The sequence below is a fragment of the Streptomyces sp. NPDC002676 genome (assembly GCF_053592455.1).
Genome location: NZ_JBSFVT010000005.1, coordinates 226,254 through 246,372, shown reverse-complemented (window position 1 = coordinate 246,372; position 20,119 = coordinate 226,254). Strand labels below are relative to the sequence as shown.

Annotated in this window: 16 protein-coding genes and 2 pseudogenes; 13 read left to right on the top strand and 5 right to left on the bottom strand. The window is 72.2% G+C overall.

All coding sequences use genetic code 11. The features are described 5' to 3' along the window. Positions 1 to 84: 84 nt before the first annotated feature. The 9 genes and pseudogenes from ACWD3E_RS17110 (at position 85) to ACWD3E_RS17070 (ending at position 7,166) form a co-directional block, all read left to right on the top strand. Positions 85 to 681 (top strand): Dps family protein, encoded by a 597-nt coding sequence (locus tag ACWD3E_RS17110; protein ID WP_451388348.1) that lies wholly within the window; start codon positions 85 to 87, stop codon positions 679 to 681. A gap of 160 nt (positions 682 to 841) precedes the next feature. Further along, positions 842 to 1,036: pseudogene (locus ACWD3E_RS17105) on the top strand (pyridine nucleotide-disulfide oxidoreductase); the annotation flags it as partial. 67 nt (positions 1,037 to 1,103) lie between these two features. After that, a complete protein-coding gene (locus tag ACWD3E_RS17100; RefSeq protein ID WP_451388347.1) occupies positions 1,104 to 1,934 on the top strand; it encodes an alpha/beta fold hydrolase in 831 nt (276 codons plus the stop codon). 13 nt (positions 1,935 to 1,947) lie between these two features. Beyond that, on the top strand, positions 1,948 to 2,385 hold the full coding sequence (locus tag ACWD3E_RS17095) for a hypothetical protein (RefSeq protein ID WP_451388346.1): 438 nt from the start codon (positions 1,948 to 1,950) through the stop codon (positions 2,383 to 2,385). Between the two features lie 61 nt (positions 2,386 to 2,446). Next, positions 2,447 to 3,400 carry an alpha/beta hydrolase gene (locus ACWD3E_RS17090; protein WP_451388345.1) on the top strand — a complete coding sequence of 318 codons (954 nt, stop codon included), beginning with the start codon at positions 2,447 to 2,449 and terminating at the stop codon, positions 3,398 to 3,400. Then, positions 3,397 to 5,283: an amidohydrolase gene (locus tag ACWD3E_RS17085; RefSeq protein WP_451388344.1), complete on the top strand. Its 1,887-nt coding sequence runs from the start codon at positions 3,397 to 3,399 to the stop codon at positions 5,281 to 5,283. Before ACWD3E_RS17090 ends, ACWD3E_RS17085 begins: the two co-directional genes overlap by 4 nt. A gap of 16 nt (positions 5,284 to 5,299) precedes the next feature. Further along, the gene (locus ACWD3E_RS17080; RefSeq protein WP_451388343.1) at positions 5,300 to 6,028 is read left to right on the top strand and encodes a GPR1/FUN34/YaaH family transporter; all 729 of its coding nucleotides are present in this window, start codon (positions 5,300 to 5,302) and stop codon (positions 6,026 to 6,028) included. Between the two features lie 42 nt (positions 6,029 to 6,070). Further along, entirely contained in the window at positions 6,071 to 6,385 is a 315-nt protein-coding gene (locus tag ACWD3E_RS17075; RefSeq protein ID WP_451388342.1) for a GNAT family N-acetyltransferase, read from the top strand. Positions 6,386 to 6,440: 55 nt separating this feature from the next. Then, a pseudogene (locus ACWD3E_RS17070) lies at positions 6,441 to 7,166 on the top strand (alpha/beta fold hydrolase). An 86-nt stretch (positions 7,167 to 7,252) separates the two neighbouring features. Here the strand turns inward: ACWD3E_RS17070 and ACWD3E_RS17065 are convergent. Both ACWD3E_RS17065 and ACWD3E_RS17060 read right to left on the bottom strand, forming a co-directional pair. Next, positions 7,253 to 8,209, bottom strand: coding sequence for a helix-turn-helix domain-containing protein (locus ACWD3E_RS17065; protein ID WP_451388341.1), 957 nt, complete (start codon positions 8,207 to 8,209; stop codon positions 7,253 to 7,255). Between the two features lie 273 nt (positions 8,210 to 8,482). Next, on the bottom strand, positions 8,483 to 9,265 hold the full coding sequence (locus tag ACWD3E_RS17060; protein WP_451388340.1) for an ATP-binding protein: 783 nt from the start codon (positions 9,263 to 9,265) through the stop codon (positions 8,483 to 8,485). Positions 9,266 to 9,470: 205 nt separating this feature from the next. Between ACWD3E_RS17060 and ACWD3E_RS17055 the strand changes: the two genes are divergently transcribed. Next, complete coding sequence (locus ACWD3E_RS17055; RefSeq protein WP_451388339.1) at positions 9,471 to 12,251, top strand: AAA family ATPase; 2,781 nt, start codon at positions 9,471 to 9,473, stop codon at positions 12,249 to 12,251. 4 nt (positions 12,252 to 12,255) lie between these two features. Here the strand turns inward: ACWD3E_RS17055 and ACWD3E_RS17050 are convergent, their stop codons facing one another. Beyond that, entirely contained in the window at positions 12,256 to 13,452 is a 1,197-nt protein-coding gene (locus ACWD3E_RS17050) for a magnesium and cobalt transport protein CorA (protein WP_451388338.1), read from the bottom strand. Between the two features lie 166 nt (positions 13,453 to 13,618). Here ACWD3E_RS17050 and ACWD3E_RS17045 point away from each other — a divergent pair, with 166 nt between their 5' ends. From ACWD3E_RS17045 to dmpI, 3 genes are all read left to right on the top strand, one after another. After that, on the top strand, positions 13,619 to 14,728 hold the full coding sequence (locus ACWD3E_RS17045; RefSeq protein ID WP_451388337.1) for a winged helix DNA-binding domain-containing protein: 1,110 nt from the start codon (positions 13,619 to 13,621) through the stop codon (positions 14,726 to 14,728). Positions 14,729 to 14,825: 97 nt separating this feature from the next. Next, entirely contained in the window at positions 14,826 to 15,701 is an 876-nt protein-coding gene (locus ACWD3E_RS17040) for a LysR substrate-binding domain-containing protein (RefSeq protein ID WP_451388336.1), read from the top strand. 45 nt (positions 15,702 to 15,746) lie between these two features. Further along, positions 15,747 to 15,989: a 4-oxalocrotonate tautomerase DmpI gene (dmpI, locus tag ACWD3E_RS17035; protein WP_451388335.1), complete on the top strand. Its 243-nt coding sequence runs from the start codon at positions 15,747 to 15,749 to the stop codon at positions 15,987 to 15,989. 125 nt (positions 15,990 to 16,114) lie between these two features. Here dmpI and ACWD3E_RS17030 read toward each other — a convergent pair whose 3' ends face one another. Both ACWD3E_RS17030 and ACWD3E_RS17025 read right to left on the bottom strand, forming a co-directional pair. Continuing rightward, a complete protein-coding gene (locus ACWD3E_RS17030; RefSeq protein WP_451388334.1) occupies positions 16,115 to 16,906 on the bottom strand; it encodes a S1 family peptidase in 792 nt (263 codons plus the stop codon). Between the two features lie 207 nt (positions 16,907 to 17,113). Further along, positions 17,114 to 19,933, bottom strand: a complete 2,820-nt coding sequence (locus tag ACWD3E_RS17025; RefSeq protein WP_451388333.1) for an ATP-binding protein — start codon at positions 19,931 to 19,933, stop codon at positions 17,114 to 17,116. Positions 19,934 to 20,119: the final 186 nt, after the last annotated feature.

Below are 20,119 nucleotides of genomic sequence, written 5' to 3'. Positions count from 1 at the left end.
CGCGAGCCGCGCAGACCGGCTCCGGGCGCCCCGCGCCCCCGCCCGGGCAGCCGGCCCTACCACCTTCCCGACCAGGAGTAGCTGATGGACACCGCGATCACCACACCCACCACCGCACCCCCGACCGGCGGCGTCCAGCCGCTGCTGCACCAGAAGGGCGCCGAGACCCAGGCGTTCGGCACGCTCAAGCAGCTGCCGATCGGCCTCGGCCACGACACCCGCATGTACGCCTGCCAGCGACTCAACCGCGTACTCGCCGAGACGCAGATCCTGTACTCCCTTTACAAGAAGCACCACTGGCTCATGCGCGGGGCCACCTTCTACTCGCTCCACCTCATGCTGGACAAGCACGCGGAGGCCCAACTGGCCATCGTGGACGCGCTGGCCGAGCGGATCCAGAGCCTCGGCGGCGTCGCCGTCGGCGACCCGCGCCACGTCGCTGAGCTGACGACGATCCCTCGGCCGCCGGACGGCGTGGAGAAGGTCCCCGTCATGCTGTCCCGTCTCCTCGACGCGCACGAGCGCATCCTCATCGACGCGCGCGACGCTGCTGCCCGGCTTTCGACAGAGGGCGACGAGGGCAGCACCGACCTGCTCGTCTCGGAGGTCATCCGCACCGGCGAGGCACAGGTGTGGTTCCTGGCCGAGCACCTCGTGGACACCCCCCTGGTGCGCAGCTGATGGAGGACGCGTACGACGTCGTCGTGATCGGCGGCGGGCCGGGCGGCGAGTGCCGGTCGGAGACTGGCTCCGCGTCGACGACACCTGTCGCGTCACCGCCCTGGACGGTGACTGGCTCTACGCCGTCGGCGACGTCAATCACCGTGCGCCGCTGACCCACATGGCCAAGTACCAGGCCCGGGCTTGCGCCGCGGCGATCGCCGAGCGAGCCGCCGGCCGCCGGGCCGGCACTGGCGACTGGCAGGCCCGGAGCGCGCAGGCCGATCACGTCGCCGTCCCGCAGGCTGTCTTCACCCATCCCGAAGTCGCGAGCTTCGGTCTCACCGAACGCTCTGCACGCGAGGCGGGCATCGCGGTACGGGCGGCCTCTGAGGCGACATCCACCCCTTCATTTCGAAATTCACCAACAGCAGGAGCACATCATGCCGTTCATCAAGGTCGCCGAAGGCGGCTCCGCACCCACCAACGTGTACTACGAGGACCACGGCACCGGACAGCCCGTCGTGCTGATCCACGGCTGGCCGCTCAACGGGGCCTCCTGGGAGAAGCAGACCGCCGCACTCCTCGCCGCCGGCCACCGGGTCATCACCTACGACCGGCGCGGCTTCGGCCGCTCCGACCAGCCCGCCGACGGCTACGACTACGACACCTTCGCCTCCGACCTGAACGAGGTGCTCACCACCCTTGACCTGCGCGACGCCGTCCTCGTCGGCTTCTCCATGGGCAGCGGCGAGGTGACCCGCTACCTCGGCACGTACGGCTCCGACCGTATCGCCAAGGCCGTCATGATCGGAGTCGTCCCGCCCTTCCTCCTGAAGACGGACGACAATCCGGACGGGGTGGACGGGAGCGTCTTCAAGGGCATCGAAGAGGCCATCGCCGCCGACCGGTTCGCGTTCATGACTGCGTTCCTCGCCGACTTCTACAACGTCGACGTGCTCGGCGGCGAGCGCGTCAGCGAACAGGCGGTCCAGGCCGCCTGGAACGTAGCCGTCAGTGCCTCCGCCAAGGGCACCCTCGACTGCGTCCAGGCCTGGCTCACGGACTTCCGCGCGGACCTGCCGCGCATCGACGTGCCCACCCTCATCATCCACGGCGACGCCGACCGCACCCTGCCTGTCGAGGCCACCGCGATTCCCCTCGCCCAGCGCATCGCCGGTGCCGAGCTGACGATCGTGCCCGGCGGCCCGCACGGCCTGATCTGGACCCACGCCGACGAGGTCAACACCGCACTGCTCGCCTTCCTCGACTGAGCACGACGGCCGCTTGAACAAGCCCGCCGCTGCACCACCCGACAAGGAACCGCACACGCGGGACCCGGGCCCGCCACGGGACCCGGATCCCAAGCCCACCATCGTCCTGGCCCACGGGGCGTTCGCGGACGCCTCCGGCCGGGTGAATGCCCTCGTCTCCATCGCGGCGTTCACCCCGGACAAGGGCGAGAGTGCGGCCCAACTGGCCGCCGGGTTCCCCGGCTCCACCCTCGGCGACACGGTGAACGCGCAGCCGTACCCGCTGCCCGGTGGGCGCACCGGCACCGAACTCGTCATCGTCCAGGCCGAGTACCGCCGTCAGTTCGCCGCCGCAAGAACGTCCCGCCGGCCGCCGAGCGGCGGACGGCCCGGCGCGCCGGCTCCCACATCGCCGAGGTGGACGCGACGCACGCCGTGCCCATCTCCCGCCCGGCCGTGGTCACCGACGTGATCCTCGACGCCGCGCGCGCCACCCGTTGAGGCCCCGTACGCCCTACGAAGGAGAAACCCTCATGCCGAACACACCAACCCTCGAACCCGCGGCCCAGGCCTTCGCCGACGCCACGGCCCAGCCTCCGTTCCTGTACCAGATCCCCGTGGCGGACGGCCGCAAGGCCGTGGACGACGTCCAGAGCGGTGAAGGCGTCCCCCTGCCCGCCGTCGCCGAGGAATGGGTCACCGTTCACGGCGGTCCCACCGGCGATGTCCGCGCCCGGATCGTCCGCCCGCTCGGCGCCACCGGCCCCCTGCCTGTCATCCTCTACATCCACGGCGCGGGCTGGGTCTTCGGCAACGCCCACACCCACGACCGGCTCGTCCGCGAACTAGCCGTCGGCACTGGGGCGGCCGTCGTCTTCCCCGAGTACGACCTCTCGCCCGAGGCCCGCTACCCGGTCGCCATCGAGCAGAACTACAGCGTCGCCCAGTGGGTTGCGCGCGAGGGACACCACAAGGACCTCGACGGCACGCGGATCGCCGTCGCGGGCGACTCCGTCGGCGGCAACATGACCGCCGCCCTTACCCTCATGGCCAAGCAGCGCGGCGACGTTCGTCTCACCCACCAGGTCCTCTTCTACCCGGTCACCGACGCGAGCTTCGACACCGACTCGTACCACGCCTTCGCTGAGGGTTACTTCCTGCGCCGCGACGCCATGAAGTGGTTCTGGGACCAGTACACGACCGACGAGGCCGAGCGCGCGCAGATCACCGCCTCGCCGCTGCGCGCCACCACCGAGCAGCTCACCGGCCTGCCCCCCGCCCTGGTCATCACCGCCGAGGCCGACGTCCTGCGCGACGAGGGTGAGGCGTACGCGGCGAAACTCCGCGCCGCCGGCGTCCCCGTCACCGCCCTGCGCGTCCAGGGAGCCATCCACGACTTCGTGATGCTGAACGCGCTGCGCGAGACGCAGGCCGCCGAACTCGCCATCGGCGTCGCCACCGACACCCTCCGCAAGGCCCTGGCATGACCGGGCCGTCGACGAGCATGCCGGTGGCGGGCCTCGTGCCCGCCCCGCGGCAGGAACACGTACAGGCCGACCTCCTCGTCCGCAACGCGAAGGTGTTCACCGGGGACGCCGGCCGTCCCGAGGCCCGCGCCGTCGCGATCCGCGGCGGCCGGGTCGCGGCCCTCGGCGACGACCACGACCTCGCCCACCTCGTCGGGCCGGGGACCAGGGTCGTCGACGCCCTCGGCCGCAGGGTGGTCCCCGGCCTGAACGACTCCCACCTGCACGTCATCAGGGGCGGCCTCAACTACGTCCTGGAGCTGCGCTGGGACGGGGTACGCAGCCTCCGTCACGCCCTGGCCATGCTGCGCGAGCAGGCCGGCCGCACCCCCAAGGGGCAGTGGATCCGGGTCGTCGGCGGCTGGACCGCCGAACAGTTCGCCGAGCGCAGGATGCCGACCGTCGCCGAGCTGAACGCCGCCGCGCCCGACACCCCGGTCTTCGTCCTGCACCTGTACCAGTCGGCCCTGATGAACCGGGCCGCCGTGCGGGCCGCCGGATTCACCCGAAAGACCCCCGACCCACGCGGCGGCCAGATCGTACGCGGCCGGGACGGCGAACCCAACGGTGTCCTCCTCGCGGCGCCGGGTGCTCTCATCCTGTACTCGACCCTGGCCAAGGCTCCGGCCCTCGACGAGGCCGACAAGCGGACGTCGACGCGGCACTTCCTGCGTGAGCTGAACCGATTCGGTCTGACCTCCGCGGTCGACGCCGCCGGCGGGTTCCAGAACTTCCCCGACAACTACGCCACTGTCGTCGACCTCGCCAGATCGGGGGAGCTGTCCCTGCGGATCGCCTACCACCTGTTCCCGCAGACGGCCGGGCAGGAGCTCGCCGACCTGAGGCGCTGGACCGAGATGGTCAAGCCCGGGGACGGGGACGAGTGGCTCCGGTTGAACGGTGCGGGCGAGAACCTGACCTGGGCCGCCGCCGACTTCGAGAACTTCTCCGAACCCCGTCCCGAGCTTGCCGCGGGGTACGAGGCCGAGTTCGAGCAGGCCGTCCGGCTCCTGATGGAGAGCGGCTGGGGCTTCCGGCTCCACGCGACGTACGACGAGACGATCCGCCGCGACCTGGCCGTCTTCGAGAAGCTCGCGGCGGAAGGGCTGTTCCCCGGTGGCAACCGCTGGCTCTTCGACCACGCGGAGACCGTCTCGGCCGACAGCCTCGACCGGATCGCGGCCCTCGGCGGCGCCCTGTCCGTCCAGAACCGCATGTCCTTCCAAGGCAGCGCCTTCCTCGACCGGTACGGTGCCGAGGCCGCTGCCCACGCTCCGCCGGTCCGGGCCATGCTCGAGCGGGGCCTGACGGTGGCCGCCGGAACCGACGCCACCCGCGTCTCCTCGTACAACCCGTGGGTCGCGCTGCACTGGCTGGTGACCGGGCGCACCGTCGGTGGCACGGTGCTCTCCCCGGCCGGGAACCTGATCGACCGGGAGACCGCCCTCGACCTCTACACCCGTGGGGGAGCCCGGCTCACCGGCGAGCAGGACGTCAAGGGAAGCCTGCGGGAAGGCTGGTACGGAGACCTCGCGATTCTGTCCGACGACTTCCTCACCGTGCCCGAGGACGTCATCCCCGCCATCGAGTCCGTGCTCACCGTCGTCGGCGGCCGCATCGTCTACGCGAGCGCGGAGTACGAGGGACTGGACGAGGCAGTCCCGCCGGTCAGTCCGCAATGGAGCCCGGTGGCCCACTTCGGCGGCTACCAGAGCGGTGCTCGCCAGGCGTCGCTCGTGGCCGAGGCCGTCGCCGAGTCCGAACAGCACCGCCTTTGGCGCGTCGCCCGTGGCTCCACTCCCGACATGCCTCCGCCGTTCATCGACCCCTGTTTCGAGCACTGAACGAGAGATTCCCGCGATGAGTACTGACTCCGCCTCCGCCAGCGGCGCCGACAGCCGGCCGGACGCCGGCCCGGGACGCCGCTTCGAACCGGACCTCCGGTCGATGACCCGGATCAACCTGCGCCCCATCGCCTCACCCATGCCGCTGGGCTTCTTCACGGTGGCGATCGCCTCCGTGATGACGGGATGCATGCAGCTCGGGCTCTTCGAGGCCGAGGCCCGAGGCGCCGTCGCCCTGTGCGTCCTTCCCGCGTTCGCCCTCCAACTCCTGGTGAGTGTCCTGGCGTTCGGCGCCCGCGACGTGATCGCGGCGACCCTCATGGGCGTCTTCGCCGGCAGCTGGCTGGCTTACGCGCTCGTCATGTTCAGCGGCGCGGCCGACGGGCTGCGTGTGCTGGGCGTCTTCAACCTGGCGTTCCTGTGCTTCGGGGCGCTGATGGCCGCCGTGACCCGGCCCAAGCGTGCGCTGTGGCTCGTCCTCGTGGTCTCCCTTCCCCGCTGGGCGGCCACCGGTCTGTCGGGTCTTACCGGCGCCGAATGGCTCACGCGCACGTCCGGGGCCCTCGGCCTCGCGGTGGCGCTCGTCGCGATGTACGCGGCGTTCGCCCTGATGTTGGAGGACATGCGCAGCGAGGAGGTCCTGCCCATCGGCCGCAGCGGCCCCGCCCACACCGCCGTCGAGGGCGACCTCACGGTCCAGCTCCGCAACCTCGAACGCCAGGCGGGCGTGCGCCGCACGCTCTGAACACCCACCGACCCACGCACACCCGACCACACAGGAGCATCCATGGAACCGCAGGTGAGAGACCGGCCCGAGAGGTCCCGGTACGAGATCCTCGCCGGTGACGACGGCACCGAGACCGCCGGCTTCGCCGAGTACTTCCTCTCGGAGGGCGAGATCGCCTTCATCCATACCGAGATCGACCCCCGGTTCGCCGGTCAGGGCCTGGGCGGGCTGCTCGCCCGGGGTGCCCTCGACGACACCCGGGCTCGCGGGCTCCACGTGCTGCCGTACTGCCCCTTCATCCGGGGCTGGATCGGCAAACACCCGGAGTACGCCGGCCTGGTGCCCGAGTCGCGCCGCGCACGGTTCGGTCTGTGACGCACGAGAGTCCCGCCCCGCACATCCCCACCCCCATACACCGAGGAGTTCACCCATGTCCCGACCCGCCGACCCCACCGTCGTGCTGGTCCACGGCGCTTTCGCCGACGCCTCCGGCTTCGCCCGCGTCATCGCCTGACTGACCGCTGCAGGCCTGAAGGTGACGGCTCCGGCGGTGCCCAACCGCAGCCTCGTCGACGACGCCGCGTACATCGCCTCGGTGGTACGGGCCATCGACGGCCCCGTGATCCTGGTGGGGCACTCCTACGACGGCGCCGTCATCACCCTCGCCGGCACGGAGGACAACGTCCGGGCGCTGGTCTACCTGGCCGGATATGCGCTGGAGGAGGGCGAGAGCCTGGGCGAGCTGCAAGGACGCTTCCCCGACTCCGGCCTCGCCGACGCCCTCGTCCACTCGCCGTTCCCCGTGGCCGGCTCCACCGAGACCGGCACCGACGTCTCGGCGGCGGTCGGCAGGTTCCCCGCTCTCTTCGCTGCGGACGTCGCTCCCGAACTCGCCGCGGTGCTCGCCGTCTCCCAGCGCCCCTTGGCCGCACGGGCCTTCGCCGAGAAGGCCCCGGTCGCGGCGTGGAAGAGCAAGCCCTTGTGGGGCCTGGTCGCCTCCTGCGACCGGACCATCGACCCCGATGTGGAGCGCTACGGCTACGAGCGTGCAGGCATGACCACTGTCGAGGTCGACTCCTCGCACCTGGTCATGCTGGCCCAGCCCAAGGCCGTGGCCGAGCTGATCCAGGACGCGGTCCGGTCCACCGCTCACTGACCCACGCACCGGCCGGGTTCCGTGCCGATCCCACCTCTTGAGGGGGGGTCGGCACGTCCGTAGGGGGCGGCCGGAGCCGCCCCGGCTCACGCGTGGCGCGTGCTCGACTGCCATTCCCGGGGTGACATCCCGTACGCGGCGCGAAAGACGCGACTGAAGTGGGACGGGTTCACGAATCCCCAGCGCTGGGCCACCGCCGACACAGCAGGTGCCGTCCGCGACGGTCGGGACAGCTCCCGTCGGCACCTTTCCAGGCGCTCGCGGTGGATCCAACGGCTCACCGTGGTCCCGTCCGACTGGAAGAGTTTGTGCAGATACCGGACGGACATGTGGTGCGCGCACGCGATCCTCTCCGGAGAGAGAGCCGGGTCGGCCAGGTGTCGCAGGATGTACTCCTTGACGCGCACCAGCGTGCCGCGGGCCACCTCCGACGCATGGGGGTTCAGCCGCCCCTGCCGTTCGCGTATCAGCACCGTCAGCAGATCTGCGGCGGTCATCGCGAGTTGGCGGCCCGTGTACGGATCGAGCCCGGCCGCCCGCTCCGCCAGATGTTCCAGATATCCGGCAACCACTCCGGACGTGCCGCAGCGGCTGTCGAACACGGTCCCGGTGATCGCCCGCAGGTCCGTGTCGGACACGCCCAGCATCTCCTTCGGCACCCGGATCGCCGTGAACCGGAAGTGGTCCGGCTGCTCCCTCCGGTAGGTCCGGCCGGCGTCGGAGCAGGTGAAGGTGCCGGGCCGGACGAGGGCCTCGCGCCCGTCCTGGGTGAGCCGCGCGGTTCCCCGGTGCTGGAGAGTGACGGTCAGGTACTCTCCTCCGCCCCGGGAGATCAAGGCGCCGTGGCGCGACACCGTCTGCGGGCCGGCCTCGACCACCGAGATCTGGAGGGAACCGAGCGCATCGGTGGTGATCGTCCCCACCGAGGGCTCGCGTTCGTGCAGCATGACGCCCAGCGGAATGAAGGTGTCGGAGACCACACTGTGCCAGTAGTCCGCCCGCTCGGACGGCGAGAGTGACAGCGTGGAGAGTACGACGGACATCGTGACTCCTCGTCATGGTCGTGCGGACGCTCCCTGGAGAGCGTCGGAAACAGAGGAACGTGCGCCGGCGACCGGTGCGAAGCCGGTTCCCGCGGACTCGGGGACGCCGCGGACCGGCGGCGGAGGGACGGGCTGTGTGGCGGCAGCGGTGCGACGAGGACGTTGCTACGGCGACCGGACACGACGACGGTGCTTCACACGAGGCTCACGAACACTCCGACCGGATGCGAATGTCTCCTGCGTCCAGTCTCGGACCGCTTGCCCCCGGTACCATCAGTCACCCGACGGGAGAACGTCCAGCCGCGAGGCGAACGCCTGCGGGCCCGAGGCCGGCCCGGCACCGGCGTGTGACGCCCGGCTCAGCTCGACGACCGCCAGTGGATTGCCCTCCGCCTGCCGGAGCAGGTCCAGCCGGAGCCGCCCCCGAGGGGCGTCGGGCTGCGCGTCCAGGAGCCGGGCCGCCGCCCCGGGGGACAACGGACCGAGCCGCAGGACGGGAAGGTCGACCGGGACTGCGGACGGGGGAGCCTCGCCGCGTGCGGTGAACAGCATGGTCACCGCCTGGTTCGTGAGCTGCCGTCGTACGGAGAACAGAACGTCCAGGGAAGCGTCGTCGCAGTCCTGGGCGTCGTCCACCGCCACGAGCACCGGGCTCGTCCGGGCGAGACGGGTGAGCACCGCCAGGGTGACGGCACACAGCGCACGTCGATCCTGGGGCCCGGCTCCCGCACCCGGCTCGAAGGCGGTACGCAGTACGGGCCACCGGTCCTCCAAAAGCATGTCCGGCACGTCCAGTACCGGCAGAAGCAGCCGGTGCAGCGAGGCGAACGTTGCCGGTTCCTCCCCGCCCCAGCCCCGCGCCGACAGGACCCGGGCCCCGCGCGCGGCGGCTGTCTCCTCGGCGTACCGCAGCAACAGGGACCTACCGGTGCCGGTCTCCCCGAGCATGAGCAGACTCTGCGGACCGGAACGTACGTCAAGGCACCGCAGAATCCGGTCGATCTCCTCCTCGCGGCCGATCGGGACCGCCGCGCGTCCCGCTTCCAACCCCGTCATCGCACTCCGACTCCCCGTGAGAGGCGCCTTGTTCCCGCCCATGCGGGGAGCCTGTCAGGCATGCGGACGGACCGCTTCTGTCATGTGACCAGTCATCCCCGCAAGAGCCCTGGCAGGATGGCGTCAACGCTGTGAACAGGTGCTTCACGACCGACCCCGCCCCACAGGGCGGTCCAGGGCGGCCGTGAGGCGGACGAGGGAGAGCATGGACGCCGGCGCCGTGGAGGCACGCACGAGGGACATCCGGGGCCGCGCTCGCGAACTGGAGCGGATCGGCAGGCTCCTCGACGCCACGGACGGCCCCGGCTCGAAGGTGCTCGTGCTGACCGGTCAGCCTGGTGCGGGCAAGAGCACCCTGCTGGACCACGCCGCCGACGAGGCCGCGGCGCGCGGTCGGCGTGTGCTCCGGGTACGCGGCTGCGAGGGCGAGCTGGTTCTTGACTTCGCGGGAGTGCACCAACTGCTGCGCCCCGTTCTCCGCGGCATCGAGCGGCTGCCCGCGCGTCAACGCGACTGTGTGCGACACGCGTTGGGCATGGATTACGGTGACGGGCAGCAGGTCCCGGAGCCGCTCGTGATCCGGTCCGGCATATTCACCCTCCTTTCGGAGGCGGCGGCGGAACGCCCCCTGCTCATCGTCGTCGACGACGCCCAATGGCTGGACGTCGGCTCCCTGGACGTGCTGGCGTTCGTCGCCAGGCGTCTCGAAGGCGAACGGATGGCCCTGCTGCTCGCGGCACGGGAGGAGTCGGTGCCGGCGCGGTTCGACCGCGACTTCCCCCATCTGCAGATCGGGTCCCTCGACCGGGCTGCGGCGGGCCTCCTGCTCGACGAGCAACCGCATCCGCCACGAGGCAGGGCCCGGGCCCAGATCATCGAACAGGCCGCCGGGAACCCGCTCGCCCTCATCGAACTCGCGCGGGCGTTGGCCAAGGGGCCGGACCTCCAGAGGCCCGGCGCGATCGACTCCCTTCCCCTCACCGCCCGGCTGGAGCGCCTGTTCGCAGCCGACCTGCCCGACCTTCCGCAAGAGACCCGGCACGCGCTGCTCCTGGCGGCAGCCGCCGGCACGGACCGGCTCTCCGATGTCCTGCACGCCGTCCCGGGCCTGGACGATCCCGAGGTCTGGCGACCTGCCGAGGAGGTAGGGCTCGTACGGGTCGAGAACGGCGACGTCCGGCTGCGCCATCCGCTGATCCGCGTCGCCGTCTACCAGGCCGCCTCCTTCGCCGACCGCCGTGAGGCCCATCTGGTATTCGCCGCCGCGCTCGCACACGACCCCGACCGTCGGGTCTGGCACCTCGCGGCGGCCGCGTTCGGCCCGGACGAGGAGGTCGCCGCCGCCCTGGCGCAGAGTGCCGAGCGCTCGCGCCGCCGCGGTGGCTACGCGGCCGCGGCCACCGCGCTGGAACGTGCGGCCGAACTCACCCCTGACGCGGAGTGCCGCGCCAGACGCCTGCTCGCCGCTGCCGAATCCGCCATGTTCGCCGGATACCCCCACTGGGTCGGCGAGATCGCGGGCCGGGTAGGCGCCCTGACGGACGACCCCGAACTGCTGGCCGAGGCCTCCCTGTGTGCCGGTTGGTCGCTGTTCGTCACCCTCCGCCATGACGAGGCCCTCGGATTCCTGCTGCCCGTGGCCGAATCCATGGCCACCGTGGCGCCCGTCCTGGCGCTGGACGCGCTGGGAACGGCGGCGACTCCGGCGTACAACTCCGGTGACCCCTTCCATCGCGCCGAACTCCAGCGGATCGGCGACCTGATCGCCCCGCAACCGGACCGGAGCGACAGGGTGTGGGCGGAGGCGGTCTCCCGCCCCTTCACGGACCGGGAGAAGGCACTGCAGCGCCTGCGCGACGTGGCTGGCTCTCTGTCGGAAGGCCTGGTCCCGGACGTCACCACACTCGGCGACCTCACCATGCTCGGCGCCGCCGCCTGGATCTTCGACGAGACCGACCTGTCCGTGCGACTCCTCGGCCGGGCCATGGACCACTACCGCCCGGCCGCCACAGCGGGCACCAACTGCACGCTCACCCACGTCCTCGCCCTCGCCCTGTTCGACAGCGGAGCATGGACGGCGGCCGGGTCCACGGCCGAGGAGGCATACGGCCTGGCCGCGGAAGCGGGGGCGGACTACATCACCGTGGGGGCACCGCTCATCCAGGCCACGTTGAGCGCCGTCCGCGGCGACCACTCCGGCGCGCGGGAGCGGGCCACCGAGGCTGTCCGCGGCATCGATCTGCACAAGTCCCGCAGCTTGTACGTCCGTCACTGCCGCGCGCTCGGCATGGCAGCGCTCGCGGAGGGCGACCACAGGACCGCGTACGAGCACCTCCGCCGCGTCTTCACGCAGGACTCTCCCCCCATGCCCGTGCACCACCACGCATCGCCCTACCACCTCGCCGACCTCGCCGCGGCGGCCGTGCGCGTCGGCCGGGCGGACGACGCCCGCGACGTACTCCGCGCCGTCGAGGACATCCTCGGCTCGCCCCGCTCCAGCCGCCTGGACGCGATCGTGCACCGGGCCACAGCCTTGCTGAGCCGGCCCGACGACGCCGAGCCGCACTTCCTTGCGGCGCTCGCCGACCGCGCAGGCGCGCGCTGGCCCTTCGAACGCGCCCTCGCCCAACTGGACTTCGCCGAGTGGCTGCGCCGCCGCCGACGCGCCGCGGAGGCACGCCCCCTGCTCGCCGCCTCCCTGGAGGTCTTCGAGCGGCTCGACGCCCGTCCATGGCGCGAGCGCGCCACCGCCGAACTCCGCGCGGCGGGCGTGACCGTGGCTGACTCCACCGCCCCGGAGGCCGTGGCCGAGCTGACGCCGCAGGAGCTGCAGATCGCCCAACTGGCCGCGGAGGGACTGACGAACCGGGACATCGGCGCCCGGCTCTATCTGTCCCCTCGCACCATCGGCTTCCACCTGCACAAGATCTTCCGGAAGCTCGGCATCACGGGGCGCGCCCAATTGAGGGACGTCCTCGGTCGGTAGCCCCCTAAAGCCAATCCCGTCGCTTGAAAATCACGTACAAACTGGTGCAAACCACCCCCATCAAGCCGATCGCGAACGGATATCCGCCCGCCCAGTGCAGCTCCGGCATCTGGTCGAAATTCATGCCGTAGATGGTTCCAACGAGTGTGGGTGCAAAGAGAATCGCGGCCCAGGACGAGATCTTCTTGACCTCCTCGTTCTGTTCGAAGCCCGCCTCCGCCAGTGCGCGCATCTCCGCGTTCTGCTGCTGGGTGACCAGGGTGGCGTTGACGGTGAGGATCTCGGTGAGGGCCTGGCGGAAGCCGTCGACGCGTTCGCTGATGTGGGTGACGTGGTCGGCGACGTCGCGGAGGTAGCGCTGGAGTTCCTCGTCGGTCTCGTACTTGGCGAAGCCGGCCATCAGGCCGTGCAGCATGCCCACGAGCGGGCGGGTGGCGCGCTGGAACTCGACCATTTCGCGGGAGAGTTCGTAGATCCGGCGGGAGACCTCGGGGTCGCCGCGGAACACCTCCGTCTCGATCTCGTCGATGTCGTTCTGGACTCCGGTGACGACGGGTGCGTAGCCGTCGACGACCGCGTCGAGGATGGCGTACAGGACGGCCTCCGGGCCGAGTTTGAGCAGTTCGGTGGAGTCCTCCATGCGCCGGCGGACCGCGGTCAGGTCGGGGGCCGCGCCGTGCCGGACCGTGATGACGAAGTCGGGGCCGACGAACACGTGCAGTTCGCCGAACTCGACCTCCTCCGGTGCGTCCAGGTAGCGGGCGGCGCGCAGCACGACGAACAGTGTGTCGCCGTACCGCTCCAGCTTGGGCCGCTGGTGCGCCTCCATCGCGTCCTCGACCGCGAGCGGATGCAGATCGAACTCGGCTGCCAGGGACAGGAGTTCGTCCGCGGTGGGGCGGGCGAGGCCGATCCACGCCATGCCCGCGGGATGTTCGCGCAGCTCGCGGTAGGTCTCGGCGAGCGTGGCGGGGGCGGCGACACGGACGCCGTCGCGGTAGAGCGCGGCCTGGACGACGCTCACCGGCTCGGCCGGCTGCGCCGGACGGGGCTCGGTGGCGGGGTTCTCGTCGGCGGGCGGCTGCGGCGGGGCGGGGGCACGGCGCCAGACGGACTTCCGGCCGCCGTTCCTGCCGTTGGACCGGCCGCCGTTCTTGTCCTCGGACCGGCCGCCGTTACTGCCGTTGAGTCGCTCGGCCATCGGCTGCCTCTCCGTCGGGCCTGCGTACGAGCCTGCGTACGGCGTGATCACGCAGCGGGTAGGAGCAGGATAACGGCGGCCGGCGTGCCAGGGCGTTCTCAAGCCGTGCGGCGTTCGGTGAGAGTTGCGGACAGCAGGTGTCCGCAAGCCGGATTAGCGTGCGGGCATGACGAAGAGCAGCGCATCCAAGGCGCCCGTGCTGGACACCCGCGCCCTCAACCGCGCCACCCTCGCCCGCCAGCTCCTGCTGCGCCGCTCCCCGCTGACCGCCCTGGACGCCCTACGGCACCTGCTCGGCCTCCAGGCGCAGAACGTCAAGCCGCCGTACCACGCCCTCGCCGCCCGCCTCGACGGCTTCACCCCCGAGGACCTGTCCGCGCCCCTGGCCGCTCGCGAGGCCGTCCGGATCGTCACCCTGCGCTCCACCATCCACACCCACACCGCCGACGACTGCCTCACCCTGCGCCCGTTCGTGCAGCCCGCCCGGGAGCGCGAACTGGCCGCTTTCCGCAAGGGGCTGACCGGTGTCGACCTCGGGCGGCTCGCCGCGCTCGCCCGGGAGCTGGTCGAGGCCGAGCCGCGGACCCCGGCCCAGCTGCGCGCGGTGCTCGCCGCCGAGTGGCCGGACGCCGACCCGCAGGCGCTCGGCACCGCCGCCCGTTGCATGCTGCCCCTGGTCCAGGTCACCCCGCGCGGCCTGTGGGGCCAGAGCGGCCAGGTCGCCCTCACCACCGCCGAGCACTGGCTGGGCCGGCCCGCCGATCAGGCCCCGGCGCCGGACGCGGTGGTCCTGCGCTACCTCGCCGCCTTCGGCCCGGCCTCCGTCAAGGACATGCAGACCTGGGCCGGACTCACCCGGCTCAAGGACACCTTCGAGCGCCTGCGCCCCCAGTTGCTCACCTTCCGCGACCCCCAGGGCGTCGAACTCTTCGACCTGCCCGACGCCCCGCGCCCCGACCCGGACACCCCGGCCCCGCCCCGCTTTCTGCCCGAGTACGACAACCTCCTCCTCTCCCACGCCGACCGCACCCGCGTCGTACCGCCCGCCTACTGGGGCCGCAACTGGCAGGTCAACCAGGCCTATCGCACCTTCCTGGTCGACGGTTTCCTCGCCGGCCTGTGGAAGCCGGACGGCGCCACCCTCGTCATCGAGCCCTTCGGCAAGCTCACCCGGGGCCGGCGCGAGGAGGTCACCGCGGAAGCGGCGCGGATGCTGTCCGTGCTGCACCCGGGGGAGGCGTGGGACATCCGCTTCGGCACGGTCGCCGAGAGATGAGCCGCCGAGAGATGAGCCGCCGAGAGATGAGCCGCCGAGAGATGAGTCGCTGAGAGGTGAACCCGGCCGCCCTCCCGCACGCTTTACAGTCAGGGCCATGGAACTGCGGCAGCTCACCTATTTCGTCGCCGTCGCCGAGGAGTTGCACTTCGGGCGGGCGGCCGACCGGCTGCACATCGTGCAGTCGGCGGTCAGCCAGCAGATACAGCGGCTGGAGCGGGAGCTGGGTGCCGTCCTGTTCGACCGCTCGCCGCGCCGGGTGCGGCTGACCGGGGCGGGGGAGCGGCTGCTGCCCGAGGCGCGGGCCGTGCTCGCGGCGGCGGAGAAGGCACGGGCCTGTGTGGCGGCGCCCGCCGGGCTGCGCGTCGGCACCAGCACGGGACTCGGCACCCACCTGGACCGGGTGCTCGCCGCGTTCGCCGAGCGGGCGCCGGACGTGCCGGTGGAGCTCTTCTCCCTGCCGGTGGGCGAACGGCTGACCCGGGTCGCGGCCGGCCGGCTGGACGCGGCCTTCGTCCGGGCTGCCGAACCTCCGCCCGGCGTGCGGGTGCTGCCCCTGTGGCCCGATCCGCTGGTTGCCGCCCTGCCGGCCGTGCACCCCCTCGCGGCCCGCGCGGAGCTCGACCTCGCCGACCTCGCCGGCCTGCCCCTGGCCCTGACCCCGCGCCGGAACAACCCCGCCCTGGTGGATCTGGTCGTCGGGGCCTGTCACGCGGCCGGGTTCGAACCGCTGCCCGGACCGGTCGGCGGCTCCCTCCAGGACACCCTCGCCACCATCGGCTCTCGCCCGCTGTGGACGGTCGTCTACGCCTCTCACGCGCGCGTGCTGCACACCCCACGGGTGGCCTACGTCCCCTTCCGTGCCCCCGGCCTGGCCCTGCCCACGGGCCTCGCCGTCCGCGCCGCCGAGCCTGGCCCGCACCTGGAGCACCTGCTGCAGGCCTCGCTGGCCTGCGGCGATCACGAAAGCTGATTGCAGCGGTCGCGGGCTGCTTCTTGGTCGGCGGACCGGCAGGCGATGGACTGGGTGCAACGCGAACACGGGCGGCAACCGCCGCCCCGCACAAGGGAGTCAGCCATGCCGATCGTCACCATCCAGCAGGGCCCGCGCGACGTCGAACTCAAGCGGGACCTCGTCAAGCGCGTCACCGACGCCTTCGTCGACGCCTACAGGATTCCGGCGGAGACCGTGCAGGTGTGGATCCACGAGGTCCCGGCGGACAGCTGGGGTGCCGCCGGAAAGCTCACGGCCGACAAGTAGCCGTAGGACGCCACAGCGGCTCACAGCCGTAGAAACATTGGATAGGGAGGCGTTGCGGGCCGCTCGTGGTAGCTCGCAACGCCCCCCTGGCCGTTACCCGAGGGGTACTCGGGAAGACTTCCGGGTCACGAGTTGACCTGCTTGGTCACCAGGTCCGAGAAGGTGGTCAGCCGGGTGTAGATACCCGGGTAACCCGCCTCCGCGCACCCCTCGCCCCAGGAAGTGATCCCTGCCAGGACGCCCCCGATGATCAGGGGACCGCCGCTGTCGCCCTGGCAGGTGTCTACGCCGCCGGATGTGTATCCGGCGCAGACCATGTCGGACTGGACGAAGTCCGAACGGTAGGAGGAACGGCAGCTGGTGTCGGACACGACCGGCACGGTCGCGGTCCGCAGCTGGTTGGAGGAGCTGCCGTTCTCCGAAGTCGTGCCCCAGCCGAGGATCCGGGCCGTGGTGCCGGCCGCGTACACGCTCGTCTGGGAGGAGGAGACGTACGACGCCGGGCTGTACGGCATCGCCGTCGACAGGGTCAGCACGGCCACGTCGTTGCCGGTGGTGGCGTCGGTGTAGGCCGGGTTCACCCAGATCTTGCTGACCTTGCTCACCGTGCCGTCGGTGCCGTTCAGATAGGTCCGGCCGCCGACCACACGGATGCTGCTCTTCGGCTCGCCCACCATGCAGTGCGCCGCCGTCACGACCTTCTTGGCGGCCACCAGGGTGCCGCCGCAGAACTGGCTGCCGGACGCGTCGGTGATCTGCATGGCGAACGGGTAGGCGGTCGTCGTGGTGGTCGTACCGCCGACGATCGGCTGAGGAGCGGCCATCGCGGTGGGTGCGGCGATGAGCGCGGTCGCCGCGGCGGCGGCGGTGGCCACCAGGGTCGCGGCGGCCTGTCTGAGACGTCTGGGCCCGAACATGAGTCTCCTCAGTGGGGTATGCCGGTGGGGGATCGCACGGGGTGGGGGGTACTGCACGGGAGGTCGCGGGGACCTGACCCGTGTGCCCGGGCGAGCGGCACGCCCTTTACGCTAGGACCCGGAACCCCCGGCCCCCAATGAGGGAACCCCCTAGGGGGGTGGGGTGAGGGAAAACCCTCGGTCCCGTTCAGTTAACCGGCCGCGTACTCAGTTCGCGCGGCGACCTGCCGCCAATCGGACGATGTCCACCCGGGATCGGATCCCCAGCTTGCGGTAGACCCGGGTCAGGGTCGCCTCCACCGTCTTCACGCTGACGAACAGCCGGGCGGCTATCTCCCGGTTGGTGGCACCCTCCATGACCAGCGCCGCGACCTGACGCTCCATCGCGGCCAGCCCCTCCAGCGCGTCCAGGGTGTCCGGCGCGGCCGGGGCCGGCTCCGGCTCGGGCGCGGTGCGGGCCTCCTCCACCTGGCGCAGCCACGGCAGGGCGCGGCAGCGGCGGAACATCCGGGCGGCCTCGTCGAACGCCGACGGCCCCAGACGCCGGCCGCGCAGCCGGGCCAGCGCGAACGCGGCCCGGGCCTCCTCCAGGCCGTAGCCGAGCTTGCCGAGCCGGTCCTGAGCGGACGTCAGCTGGGCGATGGCGGCGTCCCGGTCACCCTGGGCCGCGCGCACCAGGGCCTCGGACCGGTCGAGGACGGCGAGGACGCTGTCCCGGCCGAGCCGCAGGGCGTGTTCGCGGCTGACGTCGAGGACGTCCTGCGCCTCGGCCGGTTCACCGATCCGGACCAGTGCCTCGGCGAGGTCGCCCTGCCAGCGGCCCCGCGCCGGGTCGGTGATGCCGAGGGCCAGCTCCAGCCGGCGCACATGGCGCAGCGAGCGGACGGCGCCCGCCGGGTCCCCGGCGACCAGCTGGGCGTACCCGAGGGCGCCCAGTGCCCGCGACACGTACATCTGGTCGCCGTCCTCCTCGGCGTGCTGCACCGCCTCCCGGGCGAGCGCGAGGGCCCGGTCCAGGTCCCCGCCGGAGGCCTCCGCGAGCGAGCTGATCATGGCCGAGGCGGTCTCGCCGATCCCCGAGTCCCGGGCCAGCTTCAGGCTCTCGCCGGCCAGGTCGAGGGCGCGCCCGCAGTGCCCGGCGTGCAGCTCCGTCTCGGCGAGGCCGCGCAGGAAGTGCACCTCGCTCTCCACCGAGCCGCGTCTGCGCACCTCGCGCAGCAGCCCGGTGACGGCGATGCGCGCCTCGGCCAGCTGGTCGCCCATGACGAGCCAGCGGAACCGGGCGCTGCCCGCGCCGTTGTGATGACAGGCCACGTTCGGGTCCTGGGGCTCCTTCAGGGCGCGCTGGATGGTCCGGGGGGCCTCGGGGTGGCCCATCAGGGTCTCGGTCTGCGCCTGGAAGGCGAGGGCGAGCAGCTCGGTGCGCCGGTCGGCGCCGCGGCCGGCCAGCTCGGCCGCGTGCGCGGCGGCCTCGCGGGCCTCGGTGAAGTCGCCCTGCACGATCAGCGCCCGCCAGGCCAGCTGGTAGTGGACCAGCGCCAGCAGCCGGGGGTCGTCCCCGGCGTCGGCGAGGGCCTGCGGGAAGGCGGCGTCGACCTCCGCCATGGTGTGGCCGGCGGTGTCGATGACGATGATCCAGGCCCGCACCCGGTCGGCGGGCACGGCCGCCCGGGTCAGCACCTCCCGGGCGATGTCCCGGGCCAGATCGATCTCGCCCGCGGTGATCGCGTCCTCGGCGGCCTGCAGCCGCCGCTCCTGAGGGCTCGGCGTGCTGTCGGCGGGGGTGTGCCGGGCAGCGAGCAGCCCCAGGTGGGCGGCGACCGAGGGCGCGCCCCGGTCCCGGGCGAGCGCGGCGGCCTCGGCGAGCCGGGCGGCCACGTCCGGGTCGGTGCCGGTGCTGGCCAGCGCCAGGTGCCGGGCCCGCTCGATCGGGTCGGAGGCCGCGGTGGACAGCGCGGCGTGCGCGGCCCGCCGCTCCTGCGCCGGGGCCTCCGCGTACAGCGCGGCGGAGATCAACGGGTGCGCGAAGCGTACGGCGGGGTCCTCCGGCTCGGTGGCGAGCAGTCCGAGTTCGGCGGCCTGGGCGCACTCGGCCTCGGCGTTCTCCCGCCCGGCCGCGTGCAGCAGTGCCGTGGTGGGGCGGGCGCCGGCGCTGGCCACCAGCAGGGTGCGGCGGGCCCCGACGGACAGCATGTCCAGGCGGCTGAGCACCAGGGCGCGCAGCGAGGTCGGCACCGGCAGCGGCTCGCCGGGACGGGGCGGGGTGGGGCCGTCGGCGAGGGCGCGGCCCAGCTCCAGGGCGAAGAGCGGGTTGCCGCCGCTGGTGCGGTGGATCTCGCGGACCGTGGAGCGCGGCAGGCCGCCGTGGCCGCGGTGGTCGAGCAGCCGGGCGACCTGGGCGTGGCTGAGCGCGCCGAGCCGTACGGCGACCGTGTCCGGCGGGCAGGCGCGCAGCTGCCGGTCGTACTCCCGGCTGTCCTGGCCGTCCGTCCGTACCGCGCACAGCAGTTGCACCGCGGTGCCCTCCAGGCGGCGGGCGGCGAAGCCGAGGAGTTCGGCGCTGGCCGGATCGAGCCACTGCAGATCGTCGGCGACGACCAGGACCGGGCCGCGCGCGGCGAGCGCGCGCAGTGCGGAGAGCACCGCGAGGCGCAGCGCGAGGCCGTCGCGCTGGAGGCTGGACTCGCCGCGGCCGGTGAGGGCCGACTCCAGGGCGGTGCGCTGGGCGGCGGGCAGCCGGGGCGAGACGTCGTCGAGGACGAGCCCGAGGAGGTCGGCGAGGGCGAGGAAGGGGAGGTGGGATTCGGACTCCGTGGCCGAGCAGCGCAACACGGTGCGCGCGGTGGCGCCGTATTCCTCGGCCAATGCCCGCAGGACGGTCGATTTCCCTATTCCGGCGGGGCCGTGGAGGAGCACACTGCCCCCGGAGGCGAGCTGTTCCCGGGCGGTGGCGAACAGCTCCTCGCGGCCGATGACCAGGTCGGTGCGGCATCGGGCAGGCTCCTGGAAGTCCCGTCGCACGGTCACCGCTCCCCTCCTGTGTCGTGTTCGGGCCAAATTCTAGGCAACGATCCCTGGAATTCGGACGGAAGCCGTGGTGAGGGAAATAACAAACGGACAAGCATAGGGAAATTCAAAGCGTCGCTGCATGAATGGAAAGGTTTCCTTACTGCCGTGGCACCGCCGCGACGGCAGGCCCCGACCAAGGCGCCA